10 protein-coding genes and 1 pseudogene are annotated in these 16,836 nt (G+C 76.6%); 5 read left to right on the top strand and 6 right to left on the bottom strand.

The genetic code is table 11. The features are described 5' to 3' along the window. Positions 1 to 14: 14 nt before the first annotated feature. From ACFV6D_RS33480 to ACFV6D_RS33465, 4 genes are all read right to left on the bottom strand, one after another. Complete coding sequence (locus ACFV6D_RS33480; RefSeq protein WP_380562548.1) at positions 15 to 1,310, bottom strand: PrsW family intramembrane metalloprotease; 1,296 nt, start codon at positions 1,308 to 1,310, stop codon at positions 15 to 17. Positions 1,311 to 1,426: 116 nt separating this feature from the next. Beyond that, entirely contained in the window at positions 1,427 to 2,257 is an 831-nt protein-coding gene (trmB, locus tag ACFV6D_RS33475) for a tRNA (guanosine(46)-N7)-methyltransferase TrmB (protein WP_380374855.1), read from the bottom strand. A gap of 55 nt (positions 2,258 to 2,312) precedes the next feature. Then, positions 2,313 to 3,548, bottom strand: coding sequence for an L-2-hydroxyglutarate oxidase (gene lhgO / locus ACFV6D_RS33470; RefSeq protein ID WP_063348295.1), 1,236 nt, complete (start codon positions 3,546 to 3,548; stop codon positions 2,313 to 2,315). Between the two features lie 172 nt (positions 3,549 to 3,720). Further along, positions 3,721 to 5,148: a hypothetical protein gene (locus ACFV6D_RS33465; protein ID WP_063348294.1), complete on the bottom strand. Its 1,428-nt coding sequence runs from the start codon at positions 5,146 to 5,148 to the stop codon at positions 3,721 to 3,723. Between the two features lie 741 nt (positions 5,149 to 5,889). Between ACFV6D_RS33465 and ACFV6D_RS33460 the strand changes: the two genes are divergently transcribed. From ACFV6D_RS33460 to ACFV6D_RS33450, 3 genes are all read left to right on the top strand, one after another. Next, on the top strand, positions 5,890 to 8,040 hold the full coding sequence (locus tag ACFV6D_RS33460; RefSeq protein WP_380335524.1) for an asparagine synthase-related protein: 2,151 nt from the start codon (positions 5,890 to 5,892) through the stop codon (positions 8,038 to 8,040). Between the two features lie 128 nt (positions 8,041 to 8,168). Further along, positions 8,169 to 8,690 (top strand): universal stress protein, encoded by a 522-nt coding sequence (locus ACFV6D_RS33455; RefSeq protein ID WP_159398461.1) that lies wholly within the window; start codon positions 8,169 to 8,171, stop codon positions 8,688 to 8,690. A 141-nt stretch (positions 8,691 to 8,831) separates the two neighbouring features. Beyond that, the gene (locus tag ACFV6D_RS33450; protein WP_079135703.1) at positions 8,832 to 9,536 is read left to right on the top strand and encodes a DsbA family oxidoreductase; all 705 of its coding nucleotides are present in this window, start codon (positions 8,832 to 8,834) and stop codon (positions 9,534 to 9,536) included. 43 nt (positions 9,537 to 9,579) lie between these two features. On the opposite strand, the gene ACFV6D_RS33445 is transcribed toward ACFV6D_RS33450, so the two are convergent. Further along, positions 9,580 to 11,895, bottom strand: a complete 2,316-nt coding sequence (locus ACFV6D_RS33445; protein WP_380562546.1) for a sigma-70 family RNA polymerase sigma factor — start codon at positions 11,893 to 11,895, stop codon at positions 9,580 to 9,582. 338 nt (positions 11,896 to 12,233) lie between these two features. Next, positions 12,234 to 13,097 carry a TetR/AcrR family transcriptional regulator gene (locus tag ACFV6D_RS33440; protein WP_380562544.1) on the bottom strand — a complete coding sequence of 288 codons (864 nt, stop codon included), beginning with the start codon at positions 13,095 to 13,097 and terminating at the stop codon, positions 12,234 to 12,236. Positions 13,098 to 13,670: 573 nt separating this feature from the next. Here ACFV6D_RS33440 and ACFV6D_RS33435 point away from each other — a divergent pair. Next, positions 13,671 to 15,008, top strand: coding sequence for an NAD(P)/FAD-dependent oxidoreductase (locus ACFV6D_RS33435; protein WP_380380867.1), 1,338 nt, complete (start codon positions 13,671 to 13,673; stop codon positions 15,006 to 15,008). A 168-nt stretch (positions 15,009 to 15,176) separates the two neighbouring features. After that, positions 15,177 to 16,496, top strand: a pseudogene (locus ACFV6D_RS33430) (PP2C family protein-serine/threonine phosphatase); the annotation flags it as partial. Between the last annotated feature and the right edge of the window lie 340 nt (positions 16,497 to 16,836).

Here is a 16,836-nt window from a genome sequence, read left to right as displayed (position 1 = left end):
GGGAAATCGGTTCTTCAGACCACCCTGGCGGAGCGCCTGTCGCGCCGGGCGGCGTGCCGGGCAGCCCGGGACCTGGCCCAGGCCGCGAAGCAGACCAGCGCGGCGAAGCAGGGCACCATCAGCGCCCCGTACACCACCAGGAAGCCGTCCGTGCCGAGGTCGGCGGCGGCGTTCCAGGTGCCGTGCAGCGCCATCGCCAGCAGCAGCCCGGTCGGCGCGGCCAGCCGGGCCAGCCAGCGCCGACCGGTGGTCAGGGCGACGGCCAGGCCGATCCCGGTGAGCGCGGTGAACAGCGGGTGCGCGAAGGGGGAGAGCAGGGCGCGCAGCACGAAGGTCTGCACGGTGCCGTCGAAGTCGCGCAGGCTGGGCGGATCGCCGAGGCCGATGCTGTCCAGCCGCTGCCGCTGGTCGGTGGTGAACGCCCGGCCCAGGTAGAGGGCGTTCTCGGTGAAGGCGAAGCCGCAGGCGGTCATCCCGCCGAGCACCACCCCGGCCGCCAGGGTGCGGGGCCGGGAGCGGCGGTGCGGGCCGCCGCCGGAGGGCGGGGCCGGGCGCAGGTACGGCAGCGGGCGCAGGTACGGGCGCAGCCGCAGCCGGCCCCGGGCGTGCGGACCGGCCGGGCGGCGGGCGTACGTCCGGGGGAGCCGGGGGGCCGGCAGCCGGTGCAGCAGCGGAGCGCAGGGGCGGCCGGTGCGGCGGCCGTGGCAGCGCAGCCGCTGGCCGAGCGGCAGCAGCAGCACCAGCAGGGCGGTGGCCTTGGCGGTCTCCTCGATCAGCGGGGTGGCGATGCCGGCGCCCAGCAGTTCGCCGAGCGGGCCCTGGTGCGAGGTCAGGTAGCTGGCGGTCCAGTTGTTGGCCACGATGGCGACGGTGGTGGCCGCGCAGGCGCCCCAGCCGAGGCAGAACACGGTGTGCCGCAGCGGCACCCGGGCGGTCAGGTTGAGCCAGGCCAGGGCGCCGAGCACGAACGGCAGCGGCACCATCGCCAGGCCGACGCCGACCAGCAGTCCGACGGTGCCGGTCTGCCGCTGGACCAGGTGCAGGATCAGCACCCCGCAGCCGGCCAGGGTCAGTACGGCGGTGGCGGTGACGGAGGAGACCGCCACCGAGCGGCCGCGCCGGGGCGGTGCGGCGGCTCCGGCCGGTGGCGGTGGCGGTGAAGCGGCGCCGGCCCGGGGCACGAGGCGGTGGGCCCGGCGCCTCCGGGGCCCCGGGATGGTCCGGGTGTCGCCGGTGCGCGGGACCGTCTCCGGTGCGTCGGCGGCGGCCTGGACGGTGGCCCGGGACCCGCCGCCGGCCGGGCTGCCCATGCGGCACAGGGTAGGCCACCGCACCCGCCCGTCGGGAGGACTCGGGACGAACCGTCCGTCCGGGGAACGGCCCCCCGGTCAGCGCGCGGTGGCCTGTTCGAACGGCCGACGGCGGCTCAGCGGCGGCGGAACAGCAGGTCGTGGACGACGTGCCCCTTGGCCAGTCCGGCCCGTTCGAACTTGGTGACCGGGCGCCAGTCCGGGCGCGGCGCGTAGCCGGGGATGCTGCCGTCCGGGTGGTCCGCAGGCTCCAGCCAGCCGCTGCCGTCACCCTCGGGGTGCAGGTTCTCCAGCTCCGGCGAGGCGGACAGCACGGCCAGCATCTGCTCCGCGTACGGCTCCCAGTCGGTCGCGCAGTGCACCAGGGCGCCGGGGGCGAGCCGGGGCAGCACGAGATCCAGGAAGGACGGCTGGACCAGCCGGCGCTTGTGGTGCTTGGGCTTGGGCCACGGGTCGGCGAAGTAGACCCGCAGGCCGGCCAGCGAGGCGTCCGGCAGCATGTCGCGCAGCAGGATCACGGCGTCGCCGGCGGCCGGCCGCACGTTCCGCGAGCCGTCGCGCTCCAGCAGGCCGAGCAGGTTGCCGTGGCCGGGGGTGTGGACGTCGGCGGCGAGGATGCCCATGGCCGGGTCGGCGGCGGCCATGGTGGCCGTGGTCTCGCCCATGCCGAAGCCGATCTCCAGGGTGACCGGCAGCTCGCCGAACAGCTCCCGCAGGTCGAGCGGGCTGCCGTCGATCGGTATGCCGTAGGCCTCCCAGCCCCGGTCCAGGGCGCCCGCCTGGGCGTTGGTCATCCGGCCCCGGCGCGGCTGGAAGCTGCGGATGCGCCGCTCGCGGTGCTGGGCGTCGGTGGCCTTGTGCGGGTACATCGGCGCGGGGTAGCCGGCCGGTGCGGCGGACAACCGGGCGGACGGCGAGGGCTGGGGGATGGGGGCGGTGGCAGTCACAATTCCCCGAGTCTACGGGGCCCCCGGGCCCCTCCCGAAGGTGCTGTGACCGGGCTCATCCGCCGGCCTCCAGCGCCGCCAGCGCCCGGCGGGCCACCTCGCGGCCGATCGGCAGCGAGGCCGTGGCGGCGGGGGAGGGGGCGTTCAGCACGTGCACCGCGCGGCGCGGGGAGCGCGGGTCGGCCGGGTCGAAACCGGCGAAGGCGAAGTCGTCCAGCAGTGAGCCGTCCCGGGCCACGGCCTGGGCCCGGACCCCGGCGCCGGCCGGCACCAGGTCCTCGGGGGCGACGGCGGGCAGCAGCCGTCGCACGGCGGCGGTGAACGCCCGCTTCGACAGCGAGCGGTGCAACTCGCCCACCTCGTACCGCCAGTGCCGCCGGGCGATCCGCCAGGTGCCGGGGAAGGCCAGCGTCCCGGCCAGGTCGCGCGGGCGCACGGTGCGCCAGTCGTAGCCCTCGCGGGCCAGCGCGGGCACCGCGTTCGGGCCGACGTGCACGTCCCCGTGGACGCCCCGGGTGAGGTGCACGCCGAGGAACGGGAAGGCCGGGTCGGGCACCGGGTAGACCAGGCCGCGCACCAAGTCCCGTCGCCCTTCGGCCAGTTCGTAGTACTCGCCGCGGAACGGCACGATCCGCACCCCGGGCTCGTCCCCGGCCAGCCGGGCGATCCGGTCGCTGTGCAGCCCGGCGCAGTTCACCAGCACCTGGCAGCGCAGTTCCCCGGTGGAGGTCTGCACCGTCACGCCGTCCGCCCGCCGGGCCGCCGCCCGCAGCTCGCAGCCGAGCCGGAGCTCCGCACCCGCCTCCCGGGCCAGCCGGGCGTAGGCGGTGGCGACGGCCGGGAAGTCGCAGACGCCGGTCGTGCCGACGTGCAGCCCCGCCACCCCGGTGACCTGCGGCTCGTACCGGGCGATCCCGGCCCGGTCCACCTCGGTGACCGGGATGCCGTTCGCCCGCCCGCGCTCGGCCAGCGCCGCCAGCCGGGGCAGCTCCTCCGGGCCGGTGGCCACGATCAGCTTGCCGGTGACCTCGTACGGGACGCCCTGCTCGCGGCAGAACGCCACCAGCTCGGCGGCGCCCGCCACCGCGTACCGGGCCTTGTACGAGCCCGGCCGGTAGTAGACGCCGCTGTGGATCACCCCGCTGTTGCGGCCGGTCTGGTGGGCGGCGAAGCCGGGCTCCTTCTCCAGCACCGCGAGCCGCAGCCCCGGCCGGGCCCGGGTCAGCGCGTACGCGGTGGCGAGGCCGACGATCCCGCCGCCCACCACCAGCACGTCGAAGTCGTACGCCACCGCCCGCTCCTCGCAGTCCGCCCGGCTCCCCCCGCCGCCGATGCTGCCACGCCGGGCGGGGCCGGTCGAGGGCGCCGAGGGGCGGGCGACGGCGCCGGCCGGCGGTGTCGGGCCTGGGTGCCCGGGGCCCCTCTCGCCGGTGCACCTCAATGGCTGCCGGGCTCGCCCCCGGTCACGCCGGGGCGACCAGGACCGCGCGGGCCCGTTCGGTCAGCTCCCGGACGCGGCGCTCGCCCTGGAAGGGCTCCAGGCGGCGCAGCATCTCCACCACGTACTCCCGGCTGCGCTGGGAGGAGATCCGGCCGGCCACCTCGACGGCGCGCTCGCCGGCGGCGACCGCGGCGTCCAGGTTGCCGGCCTCGGCCTCGGCCATCGCCGAGACCACCAGGCGCAGGCCGTGCGAGCGGACGAAGCCCTCGGTGGGCTTGGCCAGTGCCTCGCGGGTGAACTGGCGGACCTTGGAGGGCACTCCGAGGTCGCGGAAGCACTCGGCGGCGTCGGCGGCGAGCCGGTCGTAGGCGTAGAAGTCGATCCACGCCGGATCGGGATCCCCGGCGCGGGCCCGTTCGAGTGCGCTCTCCGCCGCGCCGAGTGCCGTCGCGCACGCCGCCGCGTTGCGGGCCTTGGCCTGGGCCCGGGCCTCCACCAGGTGGAAGAAGCTCATCGTCCGGGCGGTGGCCAGGCCCCGGTTGCGCTCCAGGGCGGCCTGGGCGAGGTCCACCGCCTCCTCGGCGAAGCCCCGGTAGCCGGCCTGGAGGCTCATCGAGGCGAGCACGTAGCCGCCGAGCGGCACGTCGGCGGCGGCCCGGGCGAGCCGCAGGGCCTGGATGTAGTAGCGCTGGGCGGCCTCGTGCTGCCCGGTGTCGAAGGCCATCCACCCGGCCAGCCTGGTCAGTTCGGCGGTTGCGCCGAACAGCGCCCGGCCGACGGTGTCGCTGTACGAGGCCAGCAGCAGCGGGGCCGCCTCCACCCGCAGGCACTCCGGCACCATCGACGAACGCCAGTCCCCGCCGCCGTACTTGGAGTCCCAGCGGCGGGCCTCCTGGGCGGCCTCGCGGAGCTTGGCGGCGTCCGAGTGGCCGACCCGGTAGGAGGACGCCTCGCTGGGCGCGCGCGGCGCCTCCCGGGCGACCGAACCGTCCGCTGGGGTGATCAGCCAGCGGGACACCGGCGTCGCGTAGGCGGCGACCGAGAAGGTGCCGGCCAGGCTGTCGCTCCAGCGGCCGCCGCCGGGGCCGCGGCGCAGGTCGAGGTCGACCCGCCACAGGTCGGTGGCGGAGCGGACCGCCTCGGCGACGTCGCGCGGGAAGGCCAGGCCGAGTTCGGGGGCCGGGTCGGTGTCGCCGAGGCCGATCTCCTCCAGCGGCACCGGGCGGCCGAGCTTGCCGCCGATCGCGGTGGCGATCAGGTGCGGGACGGGCCCCTGCGGGACCATGCCCTTGCTGACCCAGCGGGCCACCGAGGTCTTGTCGTACCGCAGGGTCAGCCCGCGCTGGGCGCCCAGGTCGTTGACCCGGCGGGCCAGTCCGGCGTTGCTGATCTGGGCGAGGGTCAGGAGCGTGCCGAGCCGTTCGTTCGGTCCTCGTGGGCTGACGGTCATGGTGGCGGCGGCACCTCCTGCGGCCTTGTGCGCGGGGCCCGGGCGGCACCGGGCCGTAGCTGCTGTACCTAGAGTAGTCGGACGCGTTCCGACGGTTAAGAGGCCGCATTCCGGATGGCGGGATCGTGCACCCGGCGGTGCGGCGCCGGCTCCTCGCCGGGGTTGGTCCGGACCACTCGGATCGGGCCGGGGGTGCCGCGCGCCGGAGCGTCGTGCTCCGGTCCTGTGTTCACGTGCGCCCGGCCGTGCCCCCTGGCTCGACCGGCTGGTCGGCGATTCGCTGGTGGTCGTGGGTCGGCCCGCCGTCGAGGACCCGGCGGGCCGGGGGACGCCGCCGCCTCAATCCCCGCGGGTGGTGGCTGAGTCCGGGAGGGCATGCGGATGCCCTCCCGGGCTGGGCGACGCCTTTCGGCCATCTCGCGATGCCCATGTCAAAGGCGGCGCGGCGGGCGGTCCGGGCCGGGGAGGGGAAGGCCCGGCCCGCCCTGCGGACCACGCGAACACGTCAACACCCGCTGCCCGCACCGGGATCGCCGCCGGGGCCGGAACCACCCCGCGCCGGGGTCACCGGCGGAACCGGAACCGGCAACACGGGCCACGGGAGCGCCAACCGGTGGCACGATGTCTCCTGACGGCGCGCCGGTACCCGGGGCCGCCGCCACGGCACACCGCGGACCGGCGAGGAGCCGCCCGGCGGCGGACGCGCCGTACGGGTGCAGGTCCTCGTCCGGTGGAGGCGCGATGCGGTGGCTGACGGGCTGGAGCACGGGCGCGCCCCGGGCGGGCGCACCGGCGCACGAGGCACTCGGCACGGTCGCACCGATCGCCGCGCGCCCCCTGTGGACCGGACCCAACCCGCTCTGGGCCGTCGGGGACTGGCGCCCCGAGGAGATCCGCCTCGCCACCCTCCGCCCCGGCGCCCCCGCCACGGTCACCACCGGCCCCACCGCCCCCGACCCCGTCGAGGACACCCCCGCCACCCTGCGCCTCGCCGTCCTCGGCCACTGCGGCGCCACCGACGCGGAACTCGCCGCCGGCCTCGCCGCCGCCCGCGGCGGCGCCGTCCGCCACCTCACCGCCTGGCCCGGCAGCTACACCGCCGTCCTGCGCACCGGCACCCGCTCCACCCTGCTGCTCACCGACCTGGCCGGCGCCCAGCCGGTCTTCCACACCCCCTGGGCCGGCGGCACCGCGTACGCCACCGCCGCCCTCCCGCTCGCCGACCTGGTCGGCGCCCCGCTGGACACCGGCCACCTCGCCGCCCGGCTCGCCTGCCCCGAATCGCCCGAGGCGCTCGGCACCGGCACCCCGTACCTGGGCGTCCAGCGGGTGCCCCCCGGCCACGTGCTCGCCATCCGCGGCGGCCACCCCTACCTCTCCGCCTACGACGACCCCGCCGTCCGGGAGCAGCCGCGCGACGAGGCGCCCGCCGTCCGCGAACTCACCCGCGCGCTGCTGGAGTCCGTCCGCTCCCGGGTCCGCACCACCGCGCCCGCCACCGCGCCGGGTTCGGCCGGCCGCGCCCGGCTCGGTGTCGACCTCTCCTACGGCACCGCCTCCGCCACCGTCGCCCTGCTCGCCGCCGCCGTACCGCTGCCGCCGGTGCCCGCGAGCACGGGCCCGGAGCGCCTGCCGGCCGTCCGCGCCGGGGCCAGGAACGGCGCGGTCAAGGGTTCCTGGACCCGCGTCGCCGCCCAAGAACCCTCCGCCCCTGAACAGTTGGCCGCCGTCACGCTCGGCGAGACCGAACCCCCGACCACCCTCGCGCTCGCCCCCGACACCCCCCGGCTGCGGCACACCGTGCTCCACCCCGGCCCCGACACCCTCCCGTACGCCGGACTGCACGCCGACGCACCGCCCGGCCGGCTCACCGACGAGCCCGGGCCCGAACTCGTCGCCGCCGCCCGCGCCGAGGCCCGCTTCGACGTCGGCGGCACCGACCACCTCACCGGCTACGGCGCCCGCCAGGTCCTCGACGGCCACCCGGCCCGGCTCGCCGACCTCATCCGGGCCGGCCGCCCGCGCGAACTGCTGCCCCCGGTCGCCGCGCTGGCCGGTGCCGACCGGGCCGTCGTCGGCGTCCTGGCCGGCGCGCTGCGCACCCCGCTCACCGTGGTCCGGGCCGCCCACCGGCTCTCCCGGGTCCGGTACGCCGAGGCGCTGGACGACGCCGCCGCCAAGCTGACGGCCCGCCATCTTCCGGGCAACGGCCGCACGGCGGGCGACCGTTCGGCCGGCGACCTCGCCTGGTGCGTCCCCGGCCCGGCCGCCCGCTGGCTGTCCGACGAGGCGCTCTCCTCCGTCGCCCTCCGGCTGCGACTGGCGGCGCGCAGACCGGCGCCCGACGAACGCCCGGGCGCACACCGCGCCCGGCACGCCCTCTACCGGCACGCGCGCTCCTACCGCACCCTCGTCCACGCCGCCGAACAGCCCGGCCAGCGGCTGCACGCGCCGTTCCTCGACAACCAGGTGGTCCGCGCCGCCCGCCTGCTCCCCGACGACGTCCGCCTCCAGCCCGGTGCCCGGCACGCCCTCCTGCACGCCGTCCTCACCGGCGCCGGTCGCACCGACCTGCCCCCCGACTGGGGCCGCGGCCCCCGCCCCGACCGCACCGCCCCCGCCCGGGCCGGCCTGCGCCTCGCCGCCGACGGCCTCGCCGAACTCTTCGACGCACCCCTCCTCGCCGAAGCCGGCCTCATCGACCTCCCCGCCGTCCGCGCCGGCCTCGCCGACCCCGCCACCCCCCTCTCCCCGGCCGCCCTGGCGGGCCTCGCCGACCTGGTCTCCACCGAACTCTGGCTCCGCCGCATCCGCGCCCGCCGCCACGGAGCCTGCTGGACCGGCCTTCCCCTGGCCCAACCCCCGGCCCTCAGCCCCGTCCGTCCCTCCTGACCCCGCCGGGCGCGCCGCGCGCCCCACGCCCCCGCGCCGCGCCCGCCGCGCCCGGCCGGGCGGCGGGGTCCGGGAGCCGGAGCAGGTGATGATGGCGGGCAACGAGTCCGTCGGTGAGGAGAGCCGTGGTGGCCAGCGTGAGCCCGGAGCAGTCCGTTCCCGTCGTGCTGTCGGTGCTGGGGCGGCCGCCGACGGGGCGCCCGCCGGGGGTGCTGGCCGCATGCGACGGGTCGGACGGGTCGCTGTGGGCGTTGGACCGGGCGATGACCGAGGCGGAGCTGTTCGGGCTGCCGCTGTACGTGCTGGCCGTGGTGAACCCGGCGCCGGCCGGCTATCCGCCGGGGATGGCGGAGCTGGTGCAGGAGAGCGTCGAGACACTGGTGGAGAGCATGGCGGACGGGCTGCGCCGGGCGGTGGTGGCCGTGCAGGGGCAGCGTTCCCGGCCGTACGCGGGGGAGATGTCGCTGCACGTGGTGCTGGGCAACGTGATCGAGGTGCTGCTGGAGGCCTCGACCCGGCAGCACACGCTGGTGCTCGGCACGCGGGGGAACGGGGGGTTTGCGCGGCTGCTGCTGGGTTCGGTGAGTTCGGCGGCGGTGCACCACGCGGCCTGCCCGGTGCTGGTGGTCCCGGCGCCTGCGGAGGGCTGACCCGGGGCGGGGCCGGTGCGCTGACCAGCCCGGCTCGGGGCGCTGACCAGGGAGGCTGACCGGGGTGCCGGGAATGTACCGAGATGGTTCATCGTTCACCTATCCCGACACCCGTCCCCGCCCCACCCCTGGAGTCCCCTCATGAAGGTCGAGATCTGGTCCGACATCGCCTGCCCGTGGTGCTACATCGGTAAGCGCCGCTTCGAGCAGGCCCTGGAGGGCTTCGCCGGCAAGGAGGGCGTCGAGGTGGTCTACCGGCCGTACCAGCTGGTCCCGGACGCGCCGGCGACGGCGAGCCCGCACCGCGCGTGGCTGGCCGAGCGCTACGGCCCGCAGTCGGTGGCGATGGACGCGCGGGTGGCCGAGCTGGGCCGCGCCGAGGGCATCACGTACGACTTCGACGCCGCGCTGCACGCCAACACCTTCCTGGGCCACCGCCTCCTGCACCTCGCCGAGACCGAGTACGGCGCGGCCGTCCAGGGGCGGCTGAAGGAGGAGCTGCTGAAGGCGCACTTCACCGACGGCGTCGACGTCGGCGACCGCGCCGCGCTGACCGACGTCGCGGTGGCGGCCGGCCTGGACCGGGCGCGGGTCACCGCCTACCTGGCGGGCGACGAGGGCGCCACCGAGGTGAGCGCGCAGCTGGCCGAGGCCCGGGAGCTGGGCATCACCGCCGTGCCGACCTTCGTGTTCGAGGGCAAGTGGGCGGTGCAGGGCGGCCAGGACGAAGAGACCTTCCGCAAGGTGCTGGAGCAGGTCGCCGCCGAGATCGGCGAGACCCGCCCGGCGCCGGTGCAGGTCGCCCCGGCGGGGGAGGCCTGCGCGGACGGCTCCTGCGCGATCTGACCCCGCACAGCCCCACCCCGCACAGCCCCCGCCGAGGCCCGTTTCAGGAACACCTGAAGCGGGCCTCGGCCCAGTCCGCCACGTTGAGCGCCGACCAGATCCCGTGTACCGGGGTGACCACCAGCCGGATCGACTTCTGCCCGGCCAGCGACACGTGCACCGGTGCCGCGTCGTCCCCAGCGGCGAGCGGGGAGGAGCGCCACAGGGTGCTGCCGTCGCCGCCCTGGACGGAGAAGACCACGCCGCCCGGCGAGAGCGTGGCGTCGTCGACCCCGGCGACCGCGTCGAAGGACGTGCAGCTGCGGTTGAGGTCGATCAGGGTGGTCGCCGGGGCGCGCACGGTGATGGCGTGCCCGTGGCGTTCGCCGCCGATCCAGGCGCTGTCGTGCTGCCAGAACCAGTCGCTGCCCTTCTGCCAGATGCTGGGGCCGGGCGGCGGCACCCGGTTGTTGCCGGGCTTGACCACGGGCAGTGAGTCGGCCCAGAAGTCGGCGGGCGCGGGCGGCGCGGGCGGGGTGACCGTCGGGGTGGGCAGCGGCGGCACGGTGGGCGTGGGGACGACGGGGATGACCGGCGGCTCGGGCGTGGGCAGCGGCGGCACGCTGGGCGTCGGCACGACGGGGACGGTCGTGGCCGGCGGCGTGGGGGTCCGCTTGGGCGTCGTCGAGCTCGGCGTGACCGGCGACGCGGCCTTCGTCGTGGTCTGGGCGGCTGCCGGGGCGGCTGTCGGGGCAGGCGTCGACCGGGTGACTGGCGTCGCGCTCGGGCTCGGGTTCGGGCTCGGCTCGGACGGTGCCGGGGCGGCCGCGGCGCTGCTGGGCGCCGGGTCGGCGGGCGCGGGCGGCGCGGGTGCGGGGGCCTGCGGCCGGGGGGTGGCGGGGGCGCCGGCGGCGGGGGGCGCGGCCGTGGGGGGCTTGGGCTCGGGTGAGCCGGTGAGCGCGTACGCGGCGACGGCGGCCGCGGCCACCGCGACGGCGGCGGCGATCCCGGCCTTGGCGGCGGTGCCCAGGCCCTCGCCGGCCGCGGCGCCGGCCCCGGCCCCGCTTCCGCCGGAGGCCGCACCGGCGCCCGCACCCGCTCCGCCAGCTGCACCCGCTCCACCCGCACCCGCGGTTCCGGAGGTGGCCGCCGCGGTGCCCGCAGCCGCACCGCCGACCGCGGCGACCCCGCCGACGGCCGCCGCGGCGGCGCTGAACCCGCCGACCCCGATCCAGACGAGCACGCCGCCGGGCAGCAGCGCGCGCAGGCCGGTGTTGATCTCGGTGAGTTCGAGGCAGGCGGCCGTGCAGCGGTCGCACTCCTGGAGGTGCCGTCCGACCTCCGCCGAGGCGCGCTTGCGCAGCGATCCGCGCGCGTACGCGCCGAGCCGGTTGGCGTACGCCTCGCAGGTGCGGTCCTGGCTGCCGGAGACGTGCGCCTGGAGGAAGGCGGCGGCGAGCCGGTCGCGGGCCCGGTGGGCCTGGACGGCGGTGGCGTTGGCGGTCTTGCCGAGCATCACGGCGACGGTCTTCGGTGACTCCCGTTCGACCTCGGTGTGCCAGAGCACCATCCGGTCGTCCTCGGGCAGTTCGGCGTAGGCCTGCATGACCATGCGCTGGTCGGCCATGGCCATCGCCCAGGCGTCGGCGCCGGGGTCGGCCAGGTCGAGGTCGACGACGGCGGCCGAGGTCTGGGCGAACACGCTGAAGTCGTCGACGAGTTGCTCGCGCCGCTCGCTGCGGGTCCAGGCGGCGGCGACGTTGCGGACGGCGGTCAGCAGGTAGGCGCGGACGGCGAACTCCGGGCCCTTGCCCGCCCTCAGGGCTTGCAGGGTGCGGGCGAAGACCTCGCCGGCGAGGTCCTCGGCGGTGAAGCTGTCCCGGCAGCAGGTGCGGGCGTAGCGGCGCACCGAGTCGGCGTGCCGGCGGTAGATCTCCTCGTACGCGGTGTCGTCGCCGGCCCGGACCCGGGCGGTCAACTCGGCGTCGGAGGCCGGGCGCTCGCCGTCGACCGGGTCGGCGGGGGCGGGCACGGTGGGGCGGGCGGGGCGGCCGGCGCCGACGAACGCCTCGGGGGCGACGCCGCCGCGGCCGGCCGGGGCCTGGCCGGGCACCCGCCCGGGGGGCAGCGCGGCGGCGGAGGCGGAGAGGGACTCGCGGCTGGGCATGCCCGCCTGGTCGGGCACGTGTCCGGCGGTCGGGCCGGTGGCCGAACCCGGTGCGGCGCCGGGTACTTGGGCCGGGCCGCCGGAGGCCGTGGCGGGGCCTTCGGACGTACTGGACGTACTGCCGGACGAGCCGTCGGCCAGTCCCCCGGTCAAGCCTCCGGACGGGCCGAAGTCGAGGCCGTACCCGTAGTCGTTCTGTTCCTCGGCGCTCACAACGGACCCCAGATTCCACGACAGCCCCCGCAGTGTGGCAGGGCGCGCGGGAGCGCGTGGGCGCACGGTTCCGCGCTGTACGGCGCCGAGGGCGCGCGAAGGGCGCGCATCGGGACATTGGCTCCAACCACGGGCAAAGGATGGCATAGCGCAGAGATGGGCGGTAGCCGGACCGGCCGGGACCCACTCTTCCGAGGAGCCGTCGCGGATGTGTTCGGCCAGCACAGGGCGGGTGGTTGTGCACCGCCCGCACCCGGCGCGCGTGACTGGTCCGCGCGCCGGTCTCCCGTCCAACTCCCGTCCCCGCCAGCTGCGGCGGCCGCGCCCGCGGTGGCGCGTCAGCGTGCCCGCAGGCCGTCCAGCAGGATCTCCAGCAGCCGCTCCGAGGGGCCGGCCGTCGGCTGCCCCTCCGCCTGCTGGACCCCGGCCGAGAAACCGGCCGTGGTCGGCGTGGTGCGGGCCGCGTGCACCGGCACCGAGGCGGTCAGCACCAGCACGACGTCCGACACCGTGACGCCCGGCCGCAGTTCGCCGGCCGCGCCGGCCCTGGCGACCAGGGCGGCCAGCAGCTGCAGCAGCAGCCGGGGATCGGCGTCGGCCGCCGACGGCTCGACGGCCGCACCGTTCTGCGCGTCCTCGCCGCGCAGGTCGAACCGGACGGCGGCCAGCTCGGGCACCCGCTGCTCCGGCACCCGGCCCAGTTCCTCCGCGTACCGGAACGCCTCCGGCGGCAGCAGCCGCCCGGCGCCGGTGCCGACCGCCCGCGCCAGGTAGCCGGCCAGCGACTCCCAGGCCCCGCCGCCGCCGTACAGCGACTCCCGCGCCTGCGCGGTCAGCCAGGCCACCTCCTCGGCGGCGATCCGCTGGACCAGCACCTCCTTGCTCGGGAAGCGCCGGTAGACCGTCCCGACGCCGACCCCGGCCCGGCGCGCGACCTCCTCCATCGGCGCGCCGTAGCCGAACTCGCCGAACACCTCGCGGGCGGCCCGCAGCACGCTCTCCAGATTCCGCCGGGCGTCCACCCGTAGTCGGGCCCCGGGGACGTGCACGACGACCGGTGGCGGCTCCACCCGGTAGGGGACGCCCGGATAGGCGGCCCCGACCTCCGGCGGCAGGTCCACCGGGCCGCGCTGTTCCGGCACCATGCCCTGGCCGGCGTGCGGTGCTCCCGTTCGCCCCAACACCTGCTCCTGCTCCATCATCCCAACTCTCCCCCGCAGGCGCCCGAACCCGGACCCTGTCGTCGCCCGCCCCTGCACCCCCCGGTGCAGCTCAGCCCGTCAGAAATGACCTGATGACCCATCGCTCGTTGCCGCCCGTCCCGTTTCGTGACCACGGTTCGTGCCTCCGGGCCGGCTCGCGTCCGGCTCGGCGCGTCGGCACCGTCCGGGGCCTTGTCCGGGAACTACCCTTCCCCGGATGACTGTCCCGCAGTCGGGTTCTCGAGCCAACGCTGGAACTGGCCGTAGTGGCCGCTCCACGGTGCGTCGCCGCCGATTGTCATGGCGGTAACCGCTCCGGCACACAATCCGACCATAGTTCACGCCCGTTCGCGGCCGAAAGTCCGTCAGAAAGTCGCCCGGGCAGCACAACTGGCCCCACCCGTCGACTCCCGTCACATCCGGCGCGGTACGGACTGTGGACAAGACCGCCCCTGCCGGTCCTTCATAGGGGGGCGCGAGGGGGGACACCCCCGGCCGCGGGGCCGGGAGGAAGCGCCAATCGGCAGGAGGTGCACCATCAGAATCCTGATCGCCGGCGGAGGCTGTGCCGGGATGGCCACCGCGCTGCACCTCCAGCGCGGCCTGCGGGAACGCCTGCGACGCGGCGAGGTCGAGATCACCGTCGTCGAGCCCCAGGCCTACTTCACCTACCACCCCCTGCTGGCCGAGGTCGCGGCTGGCTCGATCGACCCCCGGCACGTGGTCGTCCCGCTCCGCCGGGCCCTGCCGGACTGCCGGGTGCTGACCGCCCGGATCACCCGGATCGAACACGCCGCCCGCCGCGCCTTCGCCGACGCCGCGGGCCCCGGAGAGGCCGCCGCACCGATCGAACTCCCCTACGACGTCCTGGTGGTGGCGCCCGGCTCGGTCTCCCGGACGGCGCCGGTGCCCGGTCTGGCCGAACACGGCCGCGGCTTCTCCACCGTCGGCGAGGCCGTGGGCCTGCGCAACCACGTCCTGGAGCAGCTCGACCTCGCCTCCGCCACCCGCGACCCGGCCCTGCGCCAGGCCGCGCTCACCTTCGTCTTCGTCGGCGCCGGGTACGCGGGCGTCGGCGCGCTCGCCGAACTGGAGGACATGGCCCGGACCGCGGTGCGCGGCTACCACAACGTCCGCCCCGAGGACCTGCGCTGGGTCCTGGTCGAGGCCACCGACCGGATCCTGGCCGAGGAGTCGCCGGAGCTGGCCGAGCACACCCTCGGCCAGCTCCGCGAACGCGGCGTCGACATCCGGTTGCGCACCACCCTGGCGTCCGCCGCGGACCGGGTCGTCGCCCTGTCCGACGGCAGCCGCTTCGGTGCCCGCACCCTGGTCTGGACGGCCGGGGTGAGGCCGGCCCCGCTGCTGCGCGATACCGACCTGCCGCTGGACACCCTCGGCCGGGTCCGCTGCCTCGCCACCCTGCAAGCCGTCGGCCCGGACGGGCGCGCGCTGCCCGGGGTCTGGGCGGCCGGGGACTGCGCCGCCGTACCGGACCCCGACGCGGACGGGGCGCCCTGCGCGCCCAACGCCCAGCACGCCTTCGCCCAGGCCGAGCTGCTCGCCCGGAACATCGCGGTCGCCCTGGACGCCGGACCGCACGCCCCCGGCCTCGCCGAGTACCGGCCGGGCCACGCCGCCTGCTCGACCTCGCTGGGCCTGCGCCGGGCCGTCGCCCACACCCGGCGCGGCCGCCGGATCACCGGGCGGCGGGCCTGGTGGCTGCACCGCGCCCGGCACCTGCGGCGCCTGCCGAGCGCGGAGCGCCGGGTGCGGGTGCTGATGGACTGGGTGCTGGGCGGGCTGTTCTCCCGCGAGGTGGTCTCGCTGGGGGCGGCGGAGCATCCGCGTCCGGAGTTCGAGGCCGGGTCCGGGCCGCGGCCCGACGGCGGTCCGGACGCCCCGCGGTGAGCGCCCCGGCGCCCCGTGCCGGGGCGGAACGGGCGGCCACGCCGGGCGGGCGACTTCCGGAATCGGGCCCTTGCCTGACAGGATCAGCCCAACCTAGTCATTACCCCGTGTGCTGATGTGCACACAAAAAGTGATGATATGCCTGGAAATCGAGGAAGCGGCCGTCGTTTGAACCTCATGCGCTGGAGCGCCCGGCTCACCGGAGTCCCTTGGCGTGCCGCCCCGCCAACCGGGGCCGGCACCGACGAGGGCGCGCCCTCCGCCGACGGCGTCGTCGTCCCCGGCCCCCGCGACCCCACCAACCTGGCCACCGCCGCCGAACTCCTCGACCTGCACAAACCCCAGAACCTGCGCGAGGTCCTCAACCGGATCCCCGCCCCGGTGGCCGTCACCTACGGCCCGCTCCACCAGCTCGGCTACGCGAACCGCGCCTACCGCGAACTCTTCGGCGACCGCACCGCCGGCCTGCCCGCCGGAGAAGCCCTCCCCGAACTCGGCACCATGGGCGTCCTGGCCCTGATGGACCAGGTCATCCGCGGCGGCCGCCCGCGCAGCGTCAAGGCCCGCTGCATCCTCGGCCTCACCGGCAACCGCTACTACAACGTCTCCTGCGTCCCGCTCGGCCCCGGCGGCCCCGGCGGCCCCGGCGGCCCCGGCGACACGGGGGACACCCCCGCCGAGGGACCGCCCGCCGGCGTCCTGATCTTCGCCGCCGAGGTCACCGACCAGGTCCTCGCCGCCGCCCGGCTCCGCGAAGCCGAACGCCGCCAGCGCGAGGCCGCCGTCACCCTCCAGCGCAGCCTCCTCCCGCAGAAGCTCGACCAGCCGGCCGACCTGAGGGTCGCCGCCACCTACCAGCCCGGCGGCGCCGAGGCCGCCGTCGGCGGCGACTGGTACGACGTCATCGCCATCGACGGCGGCCGGACCGCCCTGGTCATCGGCGACGTGATGGGGCGCGGCCTGCGCGCCGCCGCCGTCATGGGCCAGCTGCGCACCGCCGTCCGCGCCTACGCCCGGCTCGACCTGCCCCCGCACGAGGTGATGCGCCTGCTCGACGGCCTCGCCATGGAGATCGACGCCAACCAGATCGCCACCTGCACGTACGCCGTCTGGGACCCGCAGCGCCGCACCCTCTCCTACGCCTCCGCCGGACACCTCCCCATGCTGCTGCGCTGCCCCGACGGGACGGTCCTGCGCAGCGAGGAGCAGAACGGCCCGCCGCTCGGCACCGGCGACGGCCTCCACGTCTCGCACACCCTGCGCCTGCTGCCCGGGACCACCGGCGTCCTCTATACGGACGGCCTGGTCGAACGCCGCGACGAGGACATCGACCAGGGCCTCGACCTCCTCGCCCGCACCCTCACCGGCGCGGTCGGGGCCCCCGAGGTGATCTGCGCCCGCCTCCTGCGGGCGATGGGCGTGACCTCCGAGCACGACGACGACGTCGCCGTCCTGGCCTTCCACCTGCCGGCGGAGGAGGCGGAGGAGAAGGCGGAGGAAGAGAGCGTCGCCGGGGCGGAACCGGAGCTTGACTCGGCCTTCCCCGAGGTCTAGTGTTCTTCGAGCTGCCTGGCAGGGAGCACCGGACACGCATTTTGCGCGGACGGTCCCGCGGTAGCCAATCCTTTCGAAACACCACTTCCCGGTTCGGGCTGGGTCGCGTCTTGTCGCGGCTTGGTTCTTATTCGGTGTGCTCGTTTTATTGGATTGCGGCCGATTCGCTTTTCGGAGCAGGGATCGGCTAGAGTTTGAAACGTCGGACGGGGCGTCAAGCCGCAGAAGACACCAGCGAGTTGGATGAACGAAGCGCCGGAAACGGAGCGGAAAA

This window comes from Kitasatospora sp. NPDC059812 (genome assembly GCF_042732075.1).
Classification (GTDB): domain Bacteria; phylum Actinomycetota; class Actinomycetes; order Streptomycetales; family Streptomycetaceae; genus Kitasatospora.
The sequence above is the reverse complement of the archived record's forward strand: the minus strand, read 5'-3'. Positions and strand labels throughout refer to the sequence as shown.